The 16145-nt window shown below is 64.7% G+C and carries 15 protein-coding genes and 1 pseudogene; 1 reads left to right on the top strand and 15 read right to left on the bottom strand.

Features of this window, described 5'->3' with window-relative positions; translation table 11 throughout:
- Positions 1 to 46: 46 nt before the first annotated feature.
- From EJ078_RS11060 to EJ078_RS11025, 8 genes are all read right to left on the bottom strand, one after another.
- Positions 47 to 1126, bottom strand: a complete 1080-nt coding sequence (locus EJ078_RS11060; RefSeq protein ID WP_127403632.1) for an ABC transporter ATP-binding protein — start codon at positions 1124 to 1126, stop codon at positions 47 to 49.
- Positions 1123 to 1923 carry an ABC transporter permease gene (locus EJ078_RS11055; protein WP_127213800.1) on the bottom strand — a complete coding sequence of 267 codons (801 nt, stop codon included), beginning with the start codon at positions 1921 to 1923 and terminating at the stop codon, positions 1123 to 1125. Before EJ078_RS11055 ends, EJ078_RS11060 begins: the two co-directional genes overlap by 4 nt.
- A gap of 1 nt (position 1924) precedes the next feature.
- On the bottom strand, positions 1925 to 2785 hold the full coding sequence (locus tag EJ078_RS11050; protein ID WP_067328488.1) for an ABC transporter permease: 861 nt from the start codon (positions 2783 to 2785) through the stop codon (positions 1925 to 1927).
- Between the two features lie 61 nt (positions 2786 to 2846).
- Positions 2847 to 3851, bottom strand: coding sequence for an ABC transporter substrate-binding protein (locus tag EJ078_RS11045; RefSeq protein WP_067328491.1), 1005 nt, complete (start codon positions 3849 to 3851; stop codon positions 2847 to 2849).
- A gap of 65 nt (positions 3852 to 3916) precedes the next feature.
- Positions 3917 to 5389 (bottom strand): aldehyde dehydrogenase, encoded by a 1473-nt coding sequence (locus EJ078_RS11040; protein WP_127213799.1) that lies wholly within the window; start codon positions 5387 to 5389, stop codon positions 3917 to 3919.
- A 22-nt stretch (positions 5390 to 5411) separates the two neighbouring features.
- The gene (locus EJ078_RS11035) at positions 5412 to 6449 is read right to left on the bottom strand and encodes an LLM class flavin-dependent oxidoreductase (RefSeq protein ID WP_127213798.1); all 1038 of its coding nucleotides are present in this window, start codon (positions 6447 to 6449) and stop codon (positions 5412 to 5414) included.
- Positions 6446 to 8239, bottom strand: a complete 1794-nt coding sequence (locus EJ078_RS30715; RefSeq protein WP_127213797.1) for an alpha/beta fold hydrolase — start codon at positions 8237 to 8239, stop codon at positions 6446 to 6448. Before EJ078_RS30715 ends, EJ078_RS11035 begins: the two co-directional genes overlap by 4 nt.
- A complete protein-coding gene (locus tag EJ078_RS11025; protein WP_067328500.1) occupies positions 8232 to 8819 on the bottom strand; it encodes an amino acid synthesis family protein in 588 nt (195 codons plus the stop codon). The genes EJ078_RS30715 and EJ078_RS11025 overlap by 8 nt, the downstream gene beginning before the upstream one ends.
- Positions 8820 to 8953: 134 nt before the next feature.
- Between EJ078_RS11025 and EJ078_RS11020 the strand changes: the two genes are divergently transcribed.
- The gene (locus EJ078_RS11020; RefSeq protein ID WP_127213796.1) at positions 8954 to 9631 is read left to right on the top strand and encodes a GntR family transcriptional regulator; all 678 of its coding nucleotides are present in this window, start codon (positions 8954 to 8956) and stop codon (positions 9629 to 9631) included.
- 101 nt (positions 9632 to 9732) lie between these two features.
- Here the strand turns inward: EJ078_RS11020 and pqqE are convergent, their stop codons facing one another.
- The 7 genes and pseudogenes from pqqE to EJ078_RS10980 form a co-directional block, all read right to left on the bottom strand.
- Positions 9733 to 10854, bottom strand: a complete 1122-nt coding sequence (pqqE, locus tag EJ078_RS11015; protein ID WP_127403633.1) for a pyrroloquinoline quinone biosynthesis protein PqqE — start codon at positions 10852 to 10854, stop codon at positions 9733 to 9735.
- Entirely contained in the window at positions 10851 to 11147 is a 297-nt protein-coding gene (pqqD, locus tag EJ078_RS11010) for a pyrroloquinoline quinone biosynthesis peptide chaperone PqqD (RefSeq protein ID WP_127213794.1), read from the bottom strand. Before pqqD ends, pqqE begins: the two co-directional genes overlap by 4 nt.
- Entirely contained in the window at positions 11144 to 11902 is a 759-nt protein-coding gene (gene pqqC / locus EJ078_RS11005; protein WP_095826027.1) for a pyrroloquinoline-quinone synthase PqqC, read from the bottom strand. The genes pqqD and pqqC overlap by 4 nt, the downstream gene beginning before the upstream one ends.
- Positions 11899 to 12837 carry a pyrroloquinoline quinone biosynthesis protein PqqB gene (gene pqqB, locus EJ078_RS11000; RefSeq protein ID WP_095826076.1) on the bottom strand — a complete coding sequence of 313 codons (939 nt, stop codon included), beginning with the start codon at positions 12835 to 12837 and terminating at the stop codon, positions 11899 to 11901. The genes pqqC and pqqB overlap by 4 nt, the downstream gene beginning before the upstream one ends.
- 585 nt (positions 12838 to 13422) lie before the next feature.
- Positions 13423 to 14282, bottom strand: a pseudogene (locus EJ078_RS10990) (ABC transporter permease).
- Between the two features lie 11 nt (positions 14283 to 14293).
- Entirely contained in the window at positions 14294 to 15082 is a 789-nt protein-coding gene (locus tag EJ078_RS10985) for an ATP-binding cassette domain-containing protein (protein WP_127213791.1), read from the bottom strand.
- 79 nt (positions 15083 to 15161) lie between these two features.
- Positions 15162 to 16133: a YVTN family beta-propeller repeat protein gene (locus EJ078_RS10980; protein WP_127213790.1), complete on the bottom strand. Its 972-nt coding sequence runs from the start codon at positions 16131 to 16133 to the stop codon at positions 15162 to 15164.
- Between the last annotated feature and the right edge of the window lie 12 nt (positions 16134 to 16145).

Raw genomic sequence — 16145 nt, 5'->3', positions numbered from 1 at the left:
GCACTGGATGGCGGCGAGCCAGTCGCGGGGATGACCCAGCCCGGCTTCAGACCGGAAACAGGAAGGCCGTAGCGGGATCGAAGAAAATCTGCCGTCCCGAAGCGGCATCGGTGCCGCCCGGTTCGGCTGTATCCGAAGTTGGCCTGATATCGATCTCGTCGCCCGACCCCGTGCGCGCCACGACGCGCCGGCGATCGCCGAAGAAGGCGGTGTCGACGATCTCGACGGCAAGCGATGCATTCCCCTCCATGGGGGTCAGGCGGAACGCTTCCGGCCGCACCATCAGCCTGGCCTTTTGGCCGCGGCCGAGCGCCTGTGTGGCTTTCACGCCCTTGACGATCGAGCCATCGGCCAGCCGCACCAAGGCAACGCCGTTATATGTTTCGAGGTGCTCCGCCGGCAGGAAGTTGGAATTGCCGATGAAGCCGGCGACGAACTCGCTCGCGGGTCTGAGATAAAGATCCTCGCCGGTGCCGATCTGCTCGATGCGGCCTTCCTTGAACAAGGCGATGCGGTCGGAAAGATGCAGCGCCTCCTCCTGGTCGTGGGTGACATAGAGGATGGTGACGCCGGTCTCGCGGTGGATGCGGCGGATCTCGGCCTGGATTTCCTGGCGCAGTTTCTTGTCCAGAGCCGACAGCGGCTCGTCCATCAACAGGATCGGGGGATCGTAGGCGAGAGCGCGGGCAAGCGCCACGCGCTGCTGCTGGCCGCCGGACAGCGCGCCGGGATAGCGCTCAGCGAATTTTTCCAGGCGCACCAGCGCCAGCATATCGGCGACCTTGCGCTTCACTTCGGCATCCGGCCGGCGGCGCACCCGCAGCGGAAAGGCTACGTTCTCGGCGACGCTCAGGTGCGGGAACAGCGTGTAGCGCTGGAACACCATGCCGATGTTGCGCTTGTGCGATGGCACCGAAAGCAGCGACTTGTCTTCCAAAAGCACGTCGCCCGCCGTCGGATCCTGGAAACCGGCGATCGCATAGAGCGTCGTCGACTTGCCGGAGCCTGACGGCCCGAGAAAGGTCAGGAATTCGCCCTTCGGCACATCGATGGTGACGTCGTGGACGGCGACGAAGGCGCCGAACGCCTTTCTCACCGCGCGGATGGACAGGAATGGCCGGGTCATCTGGACAGTCTTCTGCGAAGGAGTGCGGTGACGATCATCAGGGCGAGAGTGAGGCCGACGAGCAGGCTGGAGGCGGCGGCGACGACCGGGCTCAGATCGGCACGCAGGCTGCCCCAGATCTTCACCGGCAAGGTCTGCAGGGTCGGGCTCGCCATGAAGATCGCCACCACCACCTCGTCCCATGAGGCGAGGAAGGAAAAGATCGCCGCCGAGAAGATGCCGATGCGGATCGAGGGCAGGGTGATCCTGAGCCTTGCCTGCAGCGGACTGGCGCCGCACACGATCGCCGCGTCCTCGATGGATTTGTCGAAACCTTCGAGCGCGGTGGCGATCGGAATGATGGCGAAGGGCAGCGCCAGGATCGTGTGGGCGATGACGAAACCGATCGTCGTGCCGGCGAGCCCGATGCGCAGGAAAAAGGCGTAGATGGCGATGGCGAAAACCACCACCGGCAGCACCATCGGCGTCAGCAGCAGGCCGCGCAGGAACTGCCGGCCGCGAAATTCGCCCCTGACCAGGCTGAACGAGGCGAGCAGGCCGATCAGAACCGCGAGGATGGCGGCCATCGCGGCGATCTTCGCGCTGGTCAAAGCGGCGTCGACCCAGGCCGGGTCGGCAAGAAGTTCGTGATACCATTTCAGCGTCCAGCCTGGTGGCGGAAAGGCCAGCCAGCGCGACGAGCCGAACGACAACAGGACGATGAAGACCACCGGTAACAGAAGGAAAGCCGCGATGAGCGCAGTGAAGCCGGCGAGCGCCGCACGCAGCCATCCGAGCCGGTCGTAGTCGAGCAGCATCTTAGAGCCCTCCGGCGAGGCGCCTGGCGCCGACCATGCGCAATTGGATCGCGTAGAGCACCATGGTGACGGCGAGCAGCACGAAGGCCGCAGCACTTCCGAGCCCCCAGTTGAGCAGCGACTGCACCGTCTGGGTGATCATTTCGGCGAGCATCATGTTCGATGTGCCGCCGAGCAGCGCGGGCGTCACGAAATAGCCGAGCGACATGACGAAGACCATCAGCCCGCCGGCGGCGATGCCGGGCAGCGACAGCGGTAGCAGGATGCGGCGGAATGCCTGCGACGGGCTAGCGCCGCAAAGGGCGGCGGCGCGCAGCGTCATCGGATCGATGGCGCGCAGCGTGCCGACCAGCGGCAGGATCATGAAGGGCAGCATGATGTAGACCATGCCGATGGTGACGCCGGTCAAATTGTTGATGAGCGGCAGCGGCTCGTGGATGACGCCGAGCCCCATCAGCGCCCGGTTGATCACACCGGTGCGCTGCAAAAGCACCATCCAGGCATAGGTGCGGGTGAGGAGATTGGTCCACATCGACAGGATGATGATGCCGAAGACGACCGAACCGAGCGCCGGCGGCATGATCGCCAGCATCCAGGCGACCGGAAACGCGACGAGGATGGTCACGACGGTGACGACGGCCGCGACCAGGAAGGTGTTGAGAAACACCCGCACATAAGTGCCGCTGCCGAACAGCGCGGCATAGTTCTGCAGGCCGGGCTCGGGATCGGTGACGCTGCGCAGCAAGAGCGCGACCACCGGCACGACAAAGAACAGGCCGACCAGCACCAGGGCCGGCAGGGCGCCGCCGCTGCCGGCCGGCAGGCCGGCAACCGAGCCGCGGCTGAGGGAGTGTGCTTGCATCGAGCGGTTCCCGTCGTCCCGAAGGGGGCGCGGCTTGCCGCGCCTCCGGCTTGCTGTGGCGCTACTTGGTCTGCCAGGCGTACCAGCGCGTGGCGATCTCGTCGCGGTGCTCGGCCCAGTAGTTCATGTCGAGATTGATCTGACCCTCGACGTGCGCGTCGGGCAGCCCTTTCACCACGTCGGCGGGCATTTCCGCCTTGGCCTTGGTGTTGATCGGCGCGTAGCCGCTTGCCTCGGCGAATTTCGCCTGGCCGGTCGGGCTGGTCGCGGCGGCGAGGAATTTCATCGCGCTGTCCTTGTTCTTGGCGCCCTTCGGCACGACGAGAACGTCAGCGGCGGTGAGGTTCTGGTTCCAGGAGACGCCGACATCGGCGCCGTCCTTCTCGAGCGCGAAGACACGGCCGTTCCAGAGCTGCCCGAAGGCAGCCTCGCCCGAAGCGATGAGCTGCTGCGACTCCGCGCCGCCGCCCCACCAGACGATATCCGACTTGATCGTGTCGAGCTTCTTGAAAGCGCGCTCGAGATCGAGCGGATAGAGCTTGTCCGCCGGCACGCCGTCGGCGAGCAGCGCGATCTCGATCACGCCCGGCGCCGACCATTTGTAGAAGGTCCGTTTGCCGGGAAACTTCTTGGTGTCGAACATGTCGGCCCAGCTTGTCGGCTCACCCGAAACGGCGCCCTTGTTCCAGGCCAGCACGAAGGAATAGTAGAAGCTGCCGACGGCATGCTCGTTGCTGAAGCGCGGGTCGAGATCGGCCTTCGGCACGGCGGCGAAGTCGATCGGCTCGAGCAGCCCGTCCTTGGCGGCCTTGATGGCGAAATCCATTTCCACGTCGACCACGTCCCAGGTCACGTTCTTGGCGTCGACCATGGCCTTCAGCTTGCCGTAGTCGGTCGGGCCGTCCTGCAGCACCTTGATGCCGGAGCTCGCCGCGAACGGCTCGGCCCAGGACTTGGTCTGCGCTTCCTGCGTGGTGCCGCCCCAGCTGGTGAATACCATTTCGTCGGCCTTGGCGGCGGTTGCCGATAGCAGCCCGGCGAGCACGCCGGCTAAGATCAGTCTCATGTCATTCTCCTCTGATTTCTCTGTTCCGTTTCTTGTTCTTGTCGCTGCACCCTCGGCATGCGTTCTCAGCGCATGACGAAGGGATCGGGAATCGGCTCGTCCGAGGTCTTGATCCAGACCGATTTCGAGCGCGTGTAGTCGCGGATGGCGTCGAGCCCGCCTTCGCGGCCAAGACCCGACAACCCGTAGCCGCCGAAGGGAACGAGCGGCGACACGGCGCGATAGGTGTTGACCCAGACGACGCCGGCACGGATGTCGCGCGCCATGCGGTGCGCCTTGCCGAGATTCGAGGTGAAGACGCCGGAGGCGAGACCGAAGGGCGTGTCGTTGGCTAGAGCCAATGCCTCGGCCTCGGTGTCGAAGGCGAGCACGCTCAACACCGGCCCGAACAATTCCTCGCGTACGCAGGGCAGGTTGCTATCACCGGCATCGATGATCGTCGGCGCATAGTAGAAGCCGGCGCCGGCGTCGGGGCGCCTGCCGCCGGTGACCAGCGTGCCCCCGGCGGCGAGGCTTTCGGCCACGATGGTCTCGATCCGGTCGCGCTGGCGCAGGGTCGCGAGCGGCCCCATCTCGGTGGCCGGATCCTGAGGATCGCCGATGCGGATCGCTTCGGCCTTGCGCTTCAACCGACCAAGGAATTCTTGTCTTACGGTACGCTCGATCAGCAGGCACGAACCGGCGACGCAGCTCTGTCCGGTCGCCGCAAAGATGCCGGCGACGACCGCATTGGCGGCGCTGTCGAGGTCGGCGTCGGCGAAGACGACGACCGGGCTCTTGCCGCCGAGCTCGAGCGTCGTGTGCGCGAGGTTTTCCGCCGTGTTCCTGACGATGGCGCGCGCCGTGGCCGGGCCGCCGGTGAAAGCGACGCGCGAGACCAGCGGATGACTGGTCAGGCGCCGTCCGCACTCCTGGCCGAAGCCCGTGAGGATATTGACGGTGCCGGCCGGAAAGCCTGCTTCGCTGACCAACTCGGCGAAGGCGAGCAACGGTGCCGGGCCGTCCTCTGAGGCCTTGAGCACCACCGTGCAGCCCGCGGCAAGCGCCGGGCCGAGCTTGACCGCCGAGAGGAAGAGCTGCGAGTTCCACGGCACCACCGCGGCGACGACGCCGATCGGCTCGCGGCGGATGGTGACGTCGAGATCGGCCTTGTCGATCGGCACATGCGCGCCTTCATGCTTGTCGGCGAGCCCGCCATAGTAGCGGTAATAGTCGCCGACATAGGCGATCTGGGCGCGCGTCTCGCGGATGATCTTGCCGGTGTCGCGCGTCTCCAGCTCGGCCAGGCGACCCGCATTGGCGGCCACGAGGTCGCCGAGCCTGACCAGCAGCTTGCCTCGCGCGGTTGCTGTCATCGATGCCCAAGGGCCGGTGCGCAGCGCACGATGCGCGGCCTCGACGGCGCGGTCGACATCGGCTTCATCCGCCGCCGGCATCTTCGCCCATGGCGCACCGGTCGACGGATCGACGCTGTCGAAGCTGGCCGACGGCTCGTCGAAGCGGCCGTCGATGAAGTTCCTGAATGCGGCGTCGGTCATGGCCTTGCCCGTTCGTTCGCGATCAGATGAAGGCCGGCATCACCCGGTCGATGAACAATTGCAGCGATTTCTTCTTGCGCTCGTGCGAAAGGCCGCTGTCGATCCAGATCGAGTACTGGTCGAAGCCGAGCGTCTCATAGGCTTTCAACCGCGCGACCACCTCGTGCGCCTCGCCGATCACCAGGTTCTGGCGCATCTTGTCCGGCGCGTATTGCGGCATGGCCGCGATCTCTTCGGCGCTCAGCGGTTCCAAAATGCCCTGGTGCACCGGCTTCTTGTTCTGGAACCAGGCGCCGAACTGGCAGTAGAAGTTCGACAGATCCTGGCTCAGCCGATCGGCATCGGCGGCGTCCTCGGCGACGAACGTGTGCATCAGGAGCATGATTTCCGGACGCGGGATTTCAGGATGCGCGGCGCAGGCGTCGTTAAACCGCTGCATCAGGCTTGCAACCTCATCGTCGCCGGACGCCAGTGGCGTCACTTGGACCTTGCATCCGTTGGCGACAGCGAAGTCGTGCGAGTTCGGATCGCGCGCCGCCACCCAGATCGGCGGGTAGGGTTTTTGCAGCGGCTTGGGAGAGGAGGTGGTTGGCGGGAACTGCCAGAATTCGCCGCAGTGCTCGTAGTCGCCCTCCCAGAGACCCCGGATCGCCGGAATGATCTCGCGCATGCGCTGCCCGGCGCCCCAGGCATCGAGCCCGGGGAAGACGCGCTGATATTCGTAGCTGTAGGCGCCCCGGGCGATGCCGATGTCGAGCCGGCCGCCGGCAATCACGTCGGTCATCGCCGCCTCGCCGGCAAGCTTGATCGGGTGCCAGAAGGGCGCGATGATGGTTCCGGTGCCTAGGCGGATGCGGCTGGTCTTGGCCGCAAGATAGGCGATGTTGATGAATGGATTGGGCGAGATGGTGAACTCCATCCCGTGATGCTCGCCGATCCAGGCGGTCTCGAAGCCCGCCTGTTCCGCCAGCAGGACCAGCTCACCCAACTCGCGCAACAACTCCGAATGCGGCTTGGCGAGATCCGAGCGTTCCATATGCACGAAGAGCGAGAACTTCATCCCTGGTCACCTGTATTGAGGGCGGCGGTCCTGGCGAGCGGCCTTACCTCGCCTTCGACCTCGTTGCCGACATAGACGCCGAATGCGTCTTCAGTGCATTCGCGCACATAGCGGGTGAGCATCGAGCGGATGGCCGGATCGGCGATCTTCAAGCCGTCGATCGCGTCGATGTCGATCAGCCGGATGCCTCGATCGCTGGAAGCCGGCACGTCGAAGGTACCGCGATAGTAAACATGGGTGCGCGAGGGATTGCCCGCGCCGTCCCATACGGCGAAGAGGAAGCCGAGCTGGGCCTCGATGGCCTTTGCGGCCAGAAGCCCGTTGAGGCTCTTGCCGTCGCTTGCCGAGCCCAGCCCCCGGCCGCGCGGCAGTTCGAGGAAGCCGTCTGGCGTTTCGAGGAACAGGATACGGCCGCCGTTTTCGAGAATGGCGCCGACATCGGTGCCGGGCTGGGCGGCGGCCAGCGCCTCCTGACTGAGCCCGGGCGTGATGTAGGCGCCGCGGCAATAGCCGAGAGGCTGCGAGGTATTGTGCTGGAAGTCGCGGACGCGGCCGATCAGGATCGAATGGTCGCCCGCCTCGACCAACCGCTCCATATCGCAGTCGAAGGTTGCGACCGAGCCGTCGAGAACCGGACTGCCGGTCTTCCCCGGGCGCCAGTCGACCGACGCGAATTTATCCGCTGCCTTCGAGGCGAAGATGCCGGAGGCCGCTTTCTGGGTCTCGTTCAAAATGTTGATGGCGAAGCTCTTCGATGTCGCGAACACCGGATGACCGAGCGCCTTGTGGGCGATGCAGACCAGCACCAGCGGCGGATCAAGCGACACCGATGTGAACGAGTTGGCGGTGAACCCGCGCGGCTCGCCTTCCGCGCCGATCGTGGTGACGATGGTGACGCCTGTTAGGAAGGAGCCGAGCGCACGCCGGAACTCGCCGCTGTCGAAGCTGGCGTCCGCTGCTGCTCCTTGCTCCAGGCTTTCACCTTCGTTCAGGAACTCGGCGATGCATCGTGAGGTGAGATCCGGTGCCGCCGCCGCCATCATGTGCCTTTGGCCGGCGAGAACGGTGCAGCGGCCATGCGGCGCGAGCCTGGCCATGGCGGCCGACATTGCCGGCGAGGAGTTCTTGTCCTCGGAGCCGGTGATGAACAGCGCCGGCATGGCCAGGGTCTGCAGGCGCTCGGCGTGGTCGCCGTCGGCACGGGCGAACAGGCGATAGGTGCGGGCGTAGCCTTCGGGATCGACCTCGCTCAACGCTGCCGCCGCCTTCCCGGCCGCCGCCGTGAGCTCGGCCGGAACCGGATCGCCGAACCAGCGGGCGATGGTCTGGGCGACCCCCGCCGCATCGCTGTGGCCGGTGAGCGCCGCCGCGCGCTCGAGCACGGCTTGGGCCAGATCAGGCGGACGACGGAACACGGCGTTGAGCGACACGACACGGCGGATGCGCTCCGGCGCTAGCAGCGCGAGTTCCTGCGCGACCAAAGCCCCCATCGAGTGACCGACGACGGACACCTTGTCGAGGCCGAGATGATCGAGCAGCCGGATCGCCTGCGCGGCATAGTCGGCGAGTTCCGGCTCCTGCGGCGGCAGCGGCGAGCGGCCGTGGCCAAGCATGTCGATGGCGATCAGGTCGAAGCGGTCAGCCATCCGCTGGATCTGCGGCTGCCAGATCGTCGCGTTCATGCCGACGCCGTGGATGAACAGCACCGGCGCGCCCGATCCGGCGCGGATAAAGCCGGTTCCATCGGGCGCGGCTGCCCGGGTCCATCCAGGTGCGACGGCGTCAGCCATGCAGGTCGCCCACTTCCTTGAGGTCCTGATAGCGGTCGCCGATGCGATGGTGAGGACGGCCGCCGATCGAAGCACCGAGCGCCACGACCAACTCGTCCGGCGCCGGTGCGTCGCCGATCTGGAAATGCACGGTCAGATAGTGCGAGCGGCGGCCCTCGTCATTCTTGTCCATCAGCGGAATCATGATCGGTGTGTTCGGCCCACCACGCAGATTGGTGAAGGCGAGATAGGTCTTGGCGGCGACGGCGCGGCGATAGTGATTGCCGAAATGCAGTGTGTGGATCAGCGCCGAGGCATGCTCGATCTCGCCCGACGTGCCGCAGATCGCGGCCTTGCCGTAGCCCTCGATCGCCTCGGCCGAGCCGGCGGCGGCAACGATCTCGCGGGTCAGGGTTTCTCCAAGCACCGGCGCAAAGGCGCGGATCTCGGGCGAAAGATCCTCGATGAAGCCGCGACCCGCCCAGGGGTTCGTCAGCACGGCGGCGACGCCGATCAGGCGCAGCGGCTTGGATGCTGCCTTGCCGCCTTCGATCAGCGTGTTCTCGCTGTAAGTGACGATCTTGCGAATGGCCGGCTGCATGGAAACCTCTGTCAGGTGGCGCTCGAGAAACGCCAACTTCTCTGTCGTCTTATGGTATACCATAGTATGGAGCACCAAATACCTTGTCAACCTGCCATGGAATCTGTTTTCGTGGCGGCCAAGGGAGCAGAGACATGCAGGACGACACGCTTCGCATCGATCGCAGCGCCAAGACCTTGAGAACATTGGCCCTTGAGCGCATGCGCGAGGCCATAATGGATTTTCATTTTCAGCCCGGCGAAAGGCTGGTCGAGCGGCCGCTTTGCGACCAGCTCGGCGTCAGCCGATCGGTTGTGCGCGAGGTCCTCCGGCAACTGGAGGCTGAAGGCCTTGTGCAGATGATCCCTGGGCATGGTCCAGCTGTGGCCAAGCCGGATATCGGCCGCACCGACGAGATCTATGAGCTCAGGGCTTTGCTCGAGGGCATCGCGGCGCGCGCCTGCGCGCAATCGGCCACCAATGGCCAACTGGCCGTACTGGAGCACGCCCTCGGCGAGCTCTTCGAGGCCTGGGCCTCGGGCAAGCCGCCGGCGGTGATGCGCGCGACGACGAAGTTCTACGAAGCGCTTTTCGAGGCTGCGGACAAGCGTGTCGCCTGGGAGATCGTCAGCGGGTTGAATGTGCGCATCAACCAGCTGCGTTCGATGACGATCGCCTCGGCAAACCGTCGCGAGCCGGCGATCGCCGAGATGAACGCGATTATGGAGGCGATCCGGGCGCGTAAGCCGCAGGAGGCGGAAGCCGCGGCACGGCGCCACGTCGAATCCGCCTGGAAGATCGCCCGGGACAAACTCCGCCTTGACCCTCTCTAAAGCGTGTCGCGCTGGAACGGATTCAGGCGACGCGCTTTCGCCCAAATCCCGCCATGCCGAATTCCGGTTTATCCTATTGGGGACCACCTACGAGAAGACGGTCAGGCGAGCTCCGCCACAGCTCCTATCCGACGGTAAATGAAGGGTTCGCCCGCCGCATTGTCTGCCGCGGGGCGCTGCGTTTCATCGGTGAGCATGCCCACCCGGGCATGGATCGGCGATTTGATGCAGACCGGATCCGTTGCAGCGGCATCGCCGGCAATCGCCATCGCTTGACATCTGCAGCCGCCCCAATCGATCTCGCGCCGCTCGCAGCTTCGGCACGGCTCCAGCATCCATTCGGTACCGCGAAAGGCATTGAATGCCGGTGAATCGGTCCAGATCTCAGACAGCGAGCGCTCTCCGAAACGCTCGAAGCGGAGCGCAGGAATGGTCTGCGCGGCATGGCATGGCAGCACCGTGCCGTCGGGCGTCACCATGAAGGCGTCGCGCGCCCAGCCGCCCATGCACGGCTTGGGATAGACGGCGAAATAGTCCGGCGGGACGAAATCGATGTTGATGACGCCGGCAAGCCGTGCTTGCGCCGCCGCGACGATCTCCACCTGCCGTTCGACGGCGGCGCGTTCGGGCATCAGGTTATTGCGATTGGCCAGCGCCCAGCCGGCATACTGCACATTGGCGATCTCGAGCCGCTCGGCGTCCAGCGAAAGAGCCAGGTCGATGAATTCCGGCACTTCCTCGATGTTGTGGCGATGGATCGGCGCATTGATGGTGAGCGGCAGCCCGGCCGCGCGGGCGCGGCGTGCCGTCTCCAGCTTCTTTTCGTGGCTGCCGCTGTGGTTGCCGATACGGTCGGTCGTCGCCGGGCGGGCGCCCTGGAAGCTCAGCTGCAGGTGGTCGAGCCCGGCTTCGGCAAAGACCTCGATGCGGCCCTCGGCAATGTTGATGCCGGCGGTGATGAGATTGCTGTAGACGCCGCGCGTCGAAAGCCCGGCGATCAATTGCTCGAGATCGCGGCGCAGCGTCGGCTCGCCGCCCGACAGATGCACCTGCAGAACGCCGAGATCGGCGGCCTGCGAGAAAAGATCGAGCCAGGTCTGGGTGTCGAGCTCACGATCGGCCTTGAGCAATTCGAGCGGATTGGAGCAATAAGGGCACTGCAGCGGGCAGCGATGCGTCAGTTCCGCCAGCATGCCGATCGGAGGCAGAAGCGGCTCGCTCATAGCTTCACCAACAGCTTGTCCGACCATTCCTGCAGGAAGGCGATGACATCGGCCGCTACGGCCTCCTGTTCAGCATCGTAATCGGCCGCAAGACCAGCGATGATGTAGCCGACCGCGGACCGCCCGTCGCAGCGGCGCAATATGTCGAGACTGATATCGTTCGGCCAGAATACCTTTTCCGGCGAAAGCACGGCGAAGGCCTGCCGCACGGGGTCGTACTGAATACGCACGTGCCTCGGCAGCGATGGCATTGATTGCAAGGAGACGATGGCTCTCTCGCGCAGCGCCATCATCGGGTTGCCTCCGGCTGGAAGGCGCCCGGAGGGACGTTTCCCGGCGCGCCATAGGCATGTTGAAGTGCATCGAGCATCGCCCACAATATATCGCATTTGAACACCAGCGCATCGATCGCCCGCTGCTGGCGCTCGGCCGTGTCGGCGTGGCTCAGCACATAGGCGAGGGCGAAGTCGGCGTCGCGCGACGCCTGTTCCGGCCGCCGGCTGAAATAGGCCAGCGTGTCGTCGGTGATGTAGTCGTATTTGGCCAGCATCGCCGGCACTCTCTCGCCGATGATGATCGGCGAGAACATCTCGGTCAGCGACGATGCCACCGCCTCGAGCAGCGTGCGGTTCGTGCAGAAGGAAAGGTAGGCGCCGACGGCGAAGCGGGTCGCCGGCAGCGCCAGCCTTTCGCTCTTGACGGCTTCGGCATCGAGCCCGAGCGAGGTCGCCAGATGCAGCCAGCGCGCGATGCCGCCGCTCCAGCCGTCCTCGCCGTCGTGATCCTCGATGCGTTTGCGCCAGGCGGCGCGAAACGCCGGATCCTCGGCATGCGCCAGGATCATGGCGTCCTTGCGCGGAATGACGGCCTGGTAGCAGTAGCGGTTCAATGCCCAGGCCTGCATTTCGGCCTTCGTCAGCACGCCACTGGTCATCCTGTGATGAAAGGGATGGCGGTTGTGATAACGCTCGGCGCCGACCTGCCGCAGCACGGCCTCGAGCTCGCTCTTGGACAGACCATGTCGCGCCGCGTCGTGGAAGTCGCTCAAAGTTCGATCTCCATTCCGTCGCTCCCGATTTCCCAGCCAGCCGCTCTGACCGCCGCGTGTTCGGCGGAACTCTCGTCGAGAACAGGATTGGTATTGTTGATGTGGATGAAGACGCGGCGGCCGGTCCTCACATCGGCCAAGGCGGCGATCGAACCCGCTTCTCCAGACATTGCGATGTGCCCCATGCGCGCACCGGTCTTCTGGCCGACGCCGGCGATGATCATCTCGTCGTCTGTATAGACAGTGCCGTCGAACAGAAGGCAGGCGGCGTCCGCCAGACGCGTGCGCAGGGCGGCATCGATGCCCGCGCAGCCGGGAATGTAAAAGAAAGCAGCGCGACTTCCAGCCCCGCTGATACGCACGCCGATCGTGGCGCCCGTGTCGGAGCTGAAATCGGCGCTTGGATCGCCTCTTTGCTCGAGATAGAGCGCGATCTTGCCGGGCACGGGAAAGGCGTCGACGACCACGCCGGTCTGCTGGCCGTCCGCGTTGCAGATCGCCACTTGCTCCGTTGGCGCCAGAAGGCGGCGCGGCACGATCGCCGGATCGAGAACGTTGAAGATCGAATTCGCCGCCAGCGTCGCCAGCACCTGTGCCGTTGCATAGATTGCGAAGGGCTGCCGCTCCCGCAGGCTGAGCAGGCCGGCGACATGGTCGACGTCGCCATTCGTCAGCACGACCGCGCGGATGGGCGTCGAGCGCAGCGGCGCATCGGCCGCGGGCTGCAGTTCGGGCGTTTGCGCAATCTGCCGGCCAATGTCGGGCGACGCGTTGAACAGAACCCAGCCTGTCCCGTCAGCCGATACGGCAATGGACGACTGGGTCCGCGAATGCACGCCGGCCATGCCGCTCCGAGCCGAGCGGCTCAGGCGATAGTTGCAGTTCCATTGCGGAAAGCCGCCTCCCGCCGCCGATCCTATGATCTTCACGCGCATGGCGATGCCTGCTCTGCGGCCCATTTGACCGGCGCCAAATTCTCGGTGGCAAACGGCTTCGCGCCCGCGCTTCCCGCGGCAGCCCCCGTCTCGACGACCTCAAGCGGCAAGGGGATGCATGCCCCCACAGCCAGGGACACGCAGCTCTGCGGCCTACTTCCTGGGAGGCGTTTCAGCAGGCAGATACCGCGAAATCTCGAAGCCCGCGGCAACCTGGCACATCGTCGGTTTCTTCCAGCTCTTCTTCTTCATTGCATTCTCCTCTTTAGCCAGCCCGAAGGGACCGGCCCTCATTGGCGCCATTGCGGGCAATGCAATGGCTCATCCATCACCTCACAAACGGACAAATGAAACGCTGGGTTCTCAAACAGCCAAAACCCAGGAACAAAACACAACTGCCTAGCTCAGGGATGAGTTCCTTAGCTTCGTGTCTCTCCCGTTCGATCAAGCTCACCCCGGCGACCAGTTGCGGCACCTTGCGCTGCATGCAGGGCCCAGTCCGGATCGGTGTTCGCGGCCGTGGCGCCGGCGTGGGGCATGAGCATGACAGCCGCACCAGGCTGCGAACCAGGCGCATCCGTTCCATCAACCGTTTCCTCCCGCGCCTTGTTTGCGGGTTATCAGTCCGCGCGAAGGGTCATAAGCGATGATGGCCCCCCGAGAAACAGCAGCGTGCAGCCGGCGACGACGCCCAGCGACACCCAATCGATCTGCCCGTAGAAGGCGAAGCGGATCAGCTCGACGGCATAGGTAAAGGGGTTGGCGAGGCAGAGCTTGTAAAGCAGCGGGCTCGCTTCCTGGATGCGCCACAAAGGATAGAGCGCCGGCGACGCGAAATAGCCGGGAAAGATCACGAAGTTCATGATCCCGGCAAAATTCTCGAGCTGCTTGATCATCGAGGACAGGAGCATGCCGAGCGCGCAAAGCATCATCCCCGACAGGAACAGGGCCGGCAGCACGAATAGGTAACCGAGCGGCGGCGCCTTGACGCCCCAGAACCATGCAACGATCAGAAAGGCATAAACCTGCGCGATCGACACGGAGACGCCGGCGAGCATCTTCGACACCAGCAGATACCAGCGGGGAAATGGGCTGACCAGCAGGATGCGCATATTGCCCATCTCACGGTCGTAGACCATCGACAGCGAAGACTGCATGCCCGAGAACAGCAGGATCATGCCGCACAAGCCCGGCGTGATGTAGACCTCGTAGAGCACGTAGGTCTTGTAGGGCGGGATGATCGAGACACCGAGCACCTGCCGGAACCCGGCGGCAAAAATGAACAGCCAGACGAGCGGTCGCACCAGCGACGAGATGAAGCGCTCGCGCTGGTGCAGGAAGCGCAGCCCTTCCCGCACGACGACGCCTTTGAGGCAGATGAGGTAGTGACGAAAGCCGAACGCGTCGGACTTCACCGGGGTGACGGCGGCGACCTTTTCCGGCATTGCGGGAGTGCTCATGGCGAGATCTCCGCCTGGCCGGCTGCTTCGCCGCGGCTGAGTCTGGAAAAGGCGTCGCGGATCGACGCGGCACCACTCGCTTTGACCACGTCGGCCACTTTGCCTTTGGCGACCAGGTCACCTTGCCGCAGCACGACGACATGGTCGCCATCTTCAACCTCGTCGATCAGGTGGGTGGCCCAAAGCACGCCGATGCCCTCGGTTTCGACCAGCTTGCGGATGGTGGCGAGAATGCCCGCGCGCGACTGGATGTCGAGACCCACCGTCGCCTCGTCGAGCAGCAGCAGGGACGGGCGATGGAGCAGCGCCCGGGCGATCTCGATGCGCCGCATCTGGCCGCCGGAAAGGCTGCGAGCCTTGTCATGCTGACGGCCTTGCATGTCGACTGTCTGGATCATCGCTGCAATGCGCTGTCGGGCTTCGTGCCGTCCGATGCCGTGCAGCGAGGCGTGATAGGAGAGGTTCTGGTATACGCTCAGGTCGAGGTCGAGCGTGCGCGCCTGGAACACAATGCCGACCCGCCTGAGCGCCTCGCCGGACGCACGGCTGACGTCATGGCCGAAGATGCGGATCGATCCCTGGCGCGTGTCGTAGAGGTGGCTGATCAGCGAGAAAAGGGTCGTCTTGCCGGCGCCGTTGAGACCGAGAAGGGCGGTGAAAGTCGCCGGCGCGATCGAGAACGAGACGTCGTTGAGCGCCCGCTTCGGGCCATAGGAATGGCTGACGCCGGCGACATCGAGTGCCGCCGCTCCGGTCCCCGTTTTCGCCGTCCTCGCATGCTGCATGGATGCTCCTTGAGGGTGCTTATCTAGCGCGGTCGACGTCTTTGGCCCGGCTTCATGGCCTAATCTTCCGGCTGCTTTTCTACTTGGGCGATATGACCACCCCCCACGGCTGCTGACCCACGGTGACCGACTGAACCGGCTCCTCGGTCGCCGTATCGATGAAAGTGATGTCGTTGGAATTGCCGTTCGTTGTGATCAGTGTCTTCTGATCGGGGGTGAAGTCCAGATGCCAGTCGCGCTGTCCGACGAGGATGTATTTTTCAACCTCGTAGGTTTCGGTGTTGATCACTGCGACATGGTTCGCCGGGCCGAGCGCGATATAAGCCTTCTTCCCGTTGGCGCTGATGGCGATGCCGACCGGCTGGATGGTTTCGGCTCGCAGTCCGGGAATCGCGAACTTGATCCTCTTCACGACCTGGCGCTTGGCGTTGTCGATGACGCTGACGGTGCCGCCGATCTCGGCACTGACCCAGACCTGCGAGCCGTCGGGCTTGAACGCGGCGAAGCGCGGGCGCGTGTCGACCAGCACGTTGTCGGTTACCTCATGGCTCTCGGTGTCGATGAAATGCGCCATGCTGGTGGTCTCCGAGGTGTTGACCAGGGTCTTGCCGTCGGGGCTGACGGCCATGCCTTCGGGCTCCACGCCGACCGGGATCTCGGACTTGACTTGCTTGCTGTCGAGGTCGATCGCGGTGACCAGATTGTCGTTTTCGTTGGCGACGTAAAGCGTCTTGCCGTCTGGCGAAAGCACGAACAATTCGGGATCGTCGCCGGAGGGCAGGGTGCCGACGACCTGCAGCGTCGTGGTATCGATGATTTGGATCGTATTGTCGTCGCTGGCGCACAAATAGATGAACTTGCCGTCGTGCGAGATTGTGATGCCGCGCGGCCTCTGGCCGACGTCGACGGTCTTGACCACCTGCATCGTCGCCGTATCGACGACGGTGATCGTATTGTCCTTCTCGTTTGAGACGTAGGCCGTGTAGGCCGATGCCGGGCCGGCCATGACGCCGGTTGCGAGAATGGCGAGTACGCAAGCTCGGCTCTGCACGAATTCCTCCCG

It is taken from the genome of Mesorhizobium sp. M1A.F.Ca.IN.022.06.1.1, assembly GCF_003952605.1.
Lineage (GTDB): Bacteria > Pseudomonadota > Alphaproteobacteria > Rhizobiales > Rhizobiaceae > Mesorhizobium.
The sequence above is the reverse complement of the archived record's forward strand: the minus strand, read 5'-3'. Positions and strand labels throughout refer to the sequence as shown.

Bases quoted from the DNA above. Each gene is read 5' to 3' on its own strand.
- EJ078_RS11060 (WP_127403632.1), bottom strand. From the start codon at position 1,126: ATGACCCGGCCATTCCTGTCCATCCGCGCGGTGAGAAAGGCGTTCGGC.
- EJ078_RS11055 (WP_127213800.1), bottom strand. From the start codon at position 1,923: ATGCTGCTCGACTACGACCGGCTCGGATGGCTGCGTGCGGCGCTCGCC.
- EJ078_RS11050 (WP_067328488.1), bottom strand. From the start codon at position 2,785: ATGCAAGCACACTCCCTCAGCCGCGGCTCGGTTGCCGGCCTGCCGGCC.
- EJ078_RS11045 (WP_067328491.1), bottom strand. From the start codon at position 3,851: ATGAGACTGATCTTAGCCGGCGTGCTCGCCGGGCTGCTATCGGCAACC.
- EJ078_RS11040 (WP_127213799.1), bottom strand. From the start codon at position 5,389: ATGACCGACGCCGCATTCAGGAACTTCATCGACGGCCGCTTCGACGAG.
- EJ078_RS11035 (WP_127213798.1), bottom strand. From the start codon at position 6,449: ATGAAGTTCTCGCTCTTCGTGCATATGGAACGCTCGGATCTCGCCAAG.
- EJ078_RS30715 (WP_127213797.1), bottom strand. From the start codon at position 8,239: ATGGCTGACGCCGTCGCACCTGGATGGACCCGGGCAGCCGCGCCCGAT.
- EJ078_RS11025 (WP_067328500.1), bottom strand. From the start codon at position 8,819: ATGCAGCCGGCCATTCGCAAGATCGTCACTTACAGCGAGAACACGCTG.
- EJ078_RS11020 (WP_127213796.1), top strand. From the start codon at position 8,954: ATGCAGGACGACACGCTTCGCATCGATCGCAGCGCCAAGACCTTGAGA.
- pqqE (WP_127403633.1), bottom strand. From the start codon at position 10,854: ATGAGCGAGCCGCTTCTGCCTCCGATCGGCATGCTGGCGGAACTGACG.
- pqqD (WP_127213794.1), bottom strand. From the start codon at position 11,147: ATGATGGCGCTGCGCGAGAGAGCCATCGTCTCCTTGCAATCAATGCCA.
- pqqB (WP_095826076.1), bottom strand. From the start codon at position 12,837: ATGCGCGTGAAGATCATAGGATCGGCGGCGGGAGGCGGCTTTCCGCAA.
- EJ078_RS10985 (WP_127213791.1), bottom strand. From the start codon at position 15,082: ATGCAGCATGCGAGGACGGCGAAAACGGGGACCGGAGCGGCGGCACTC.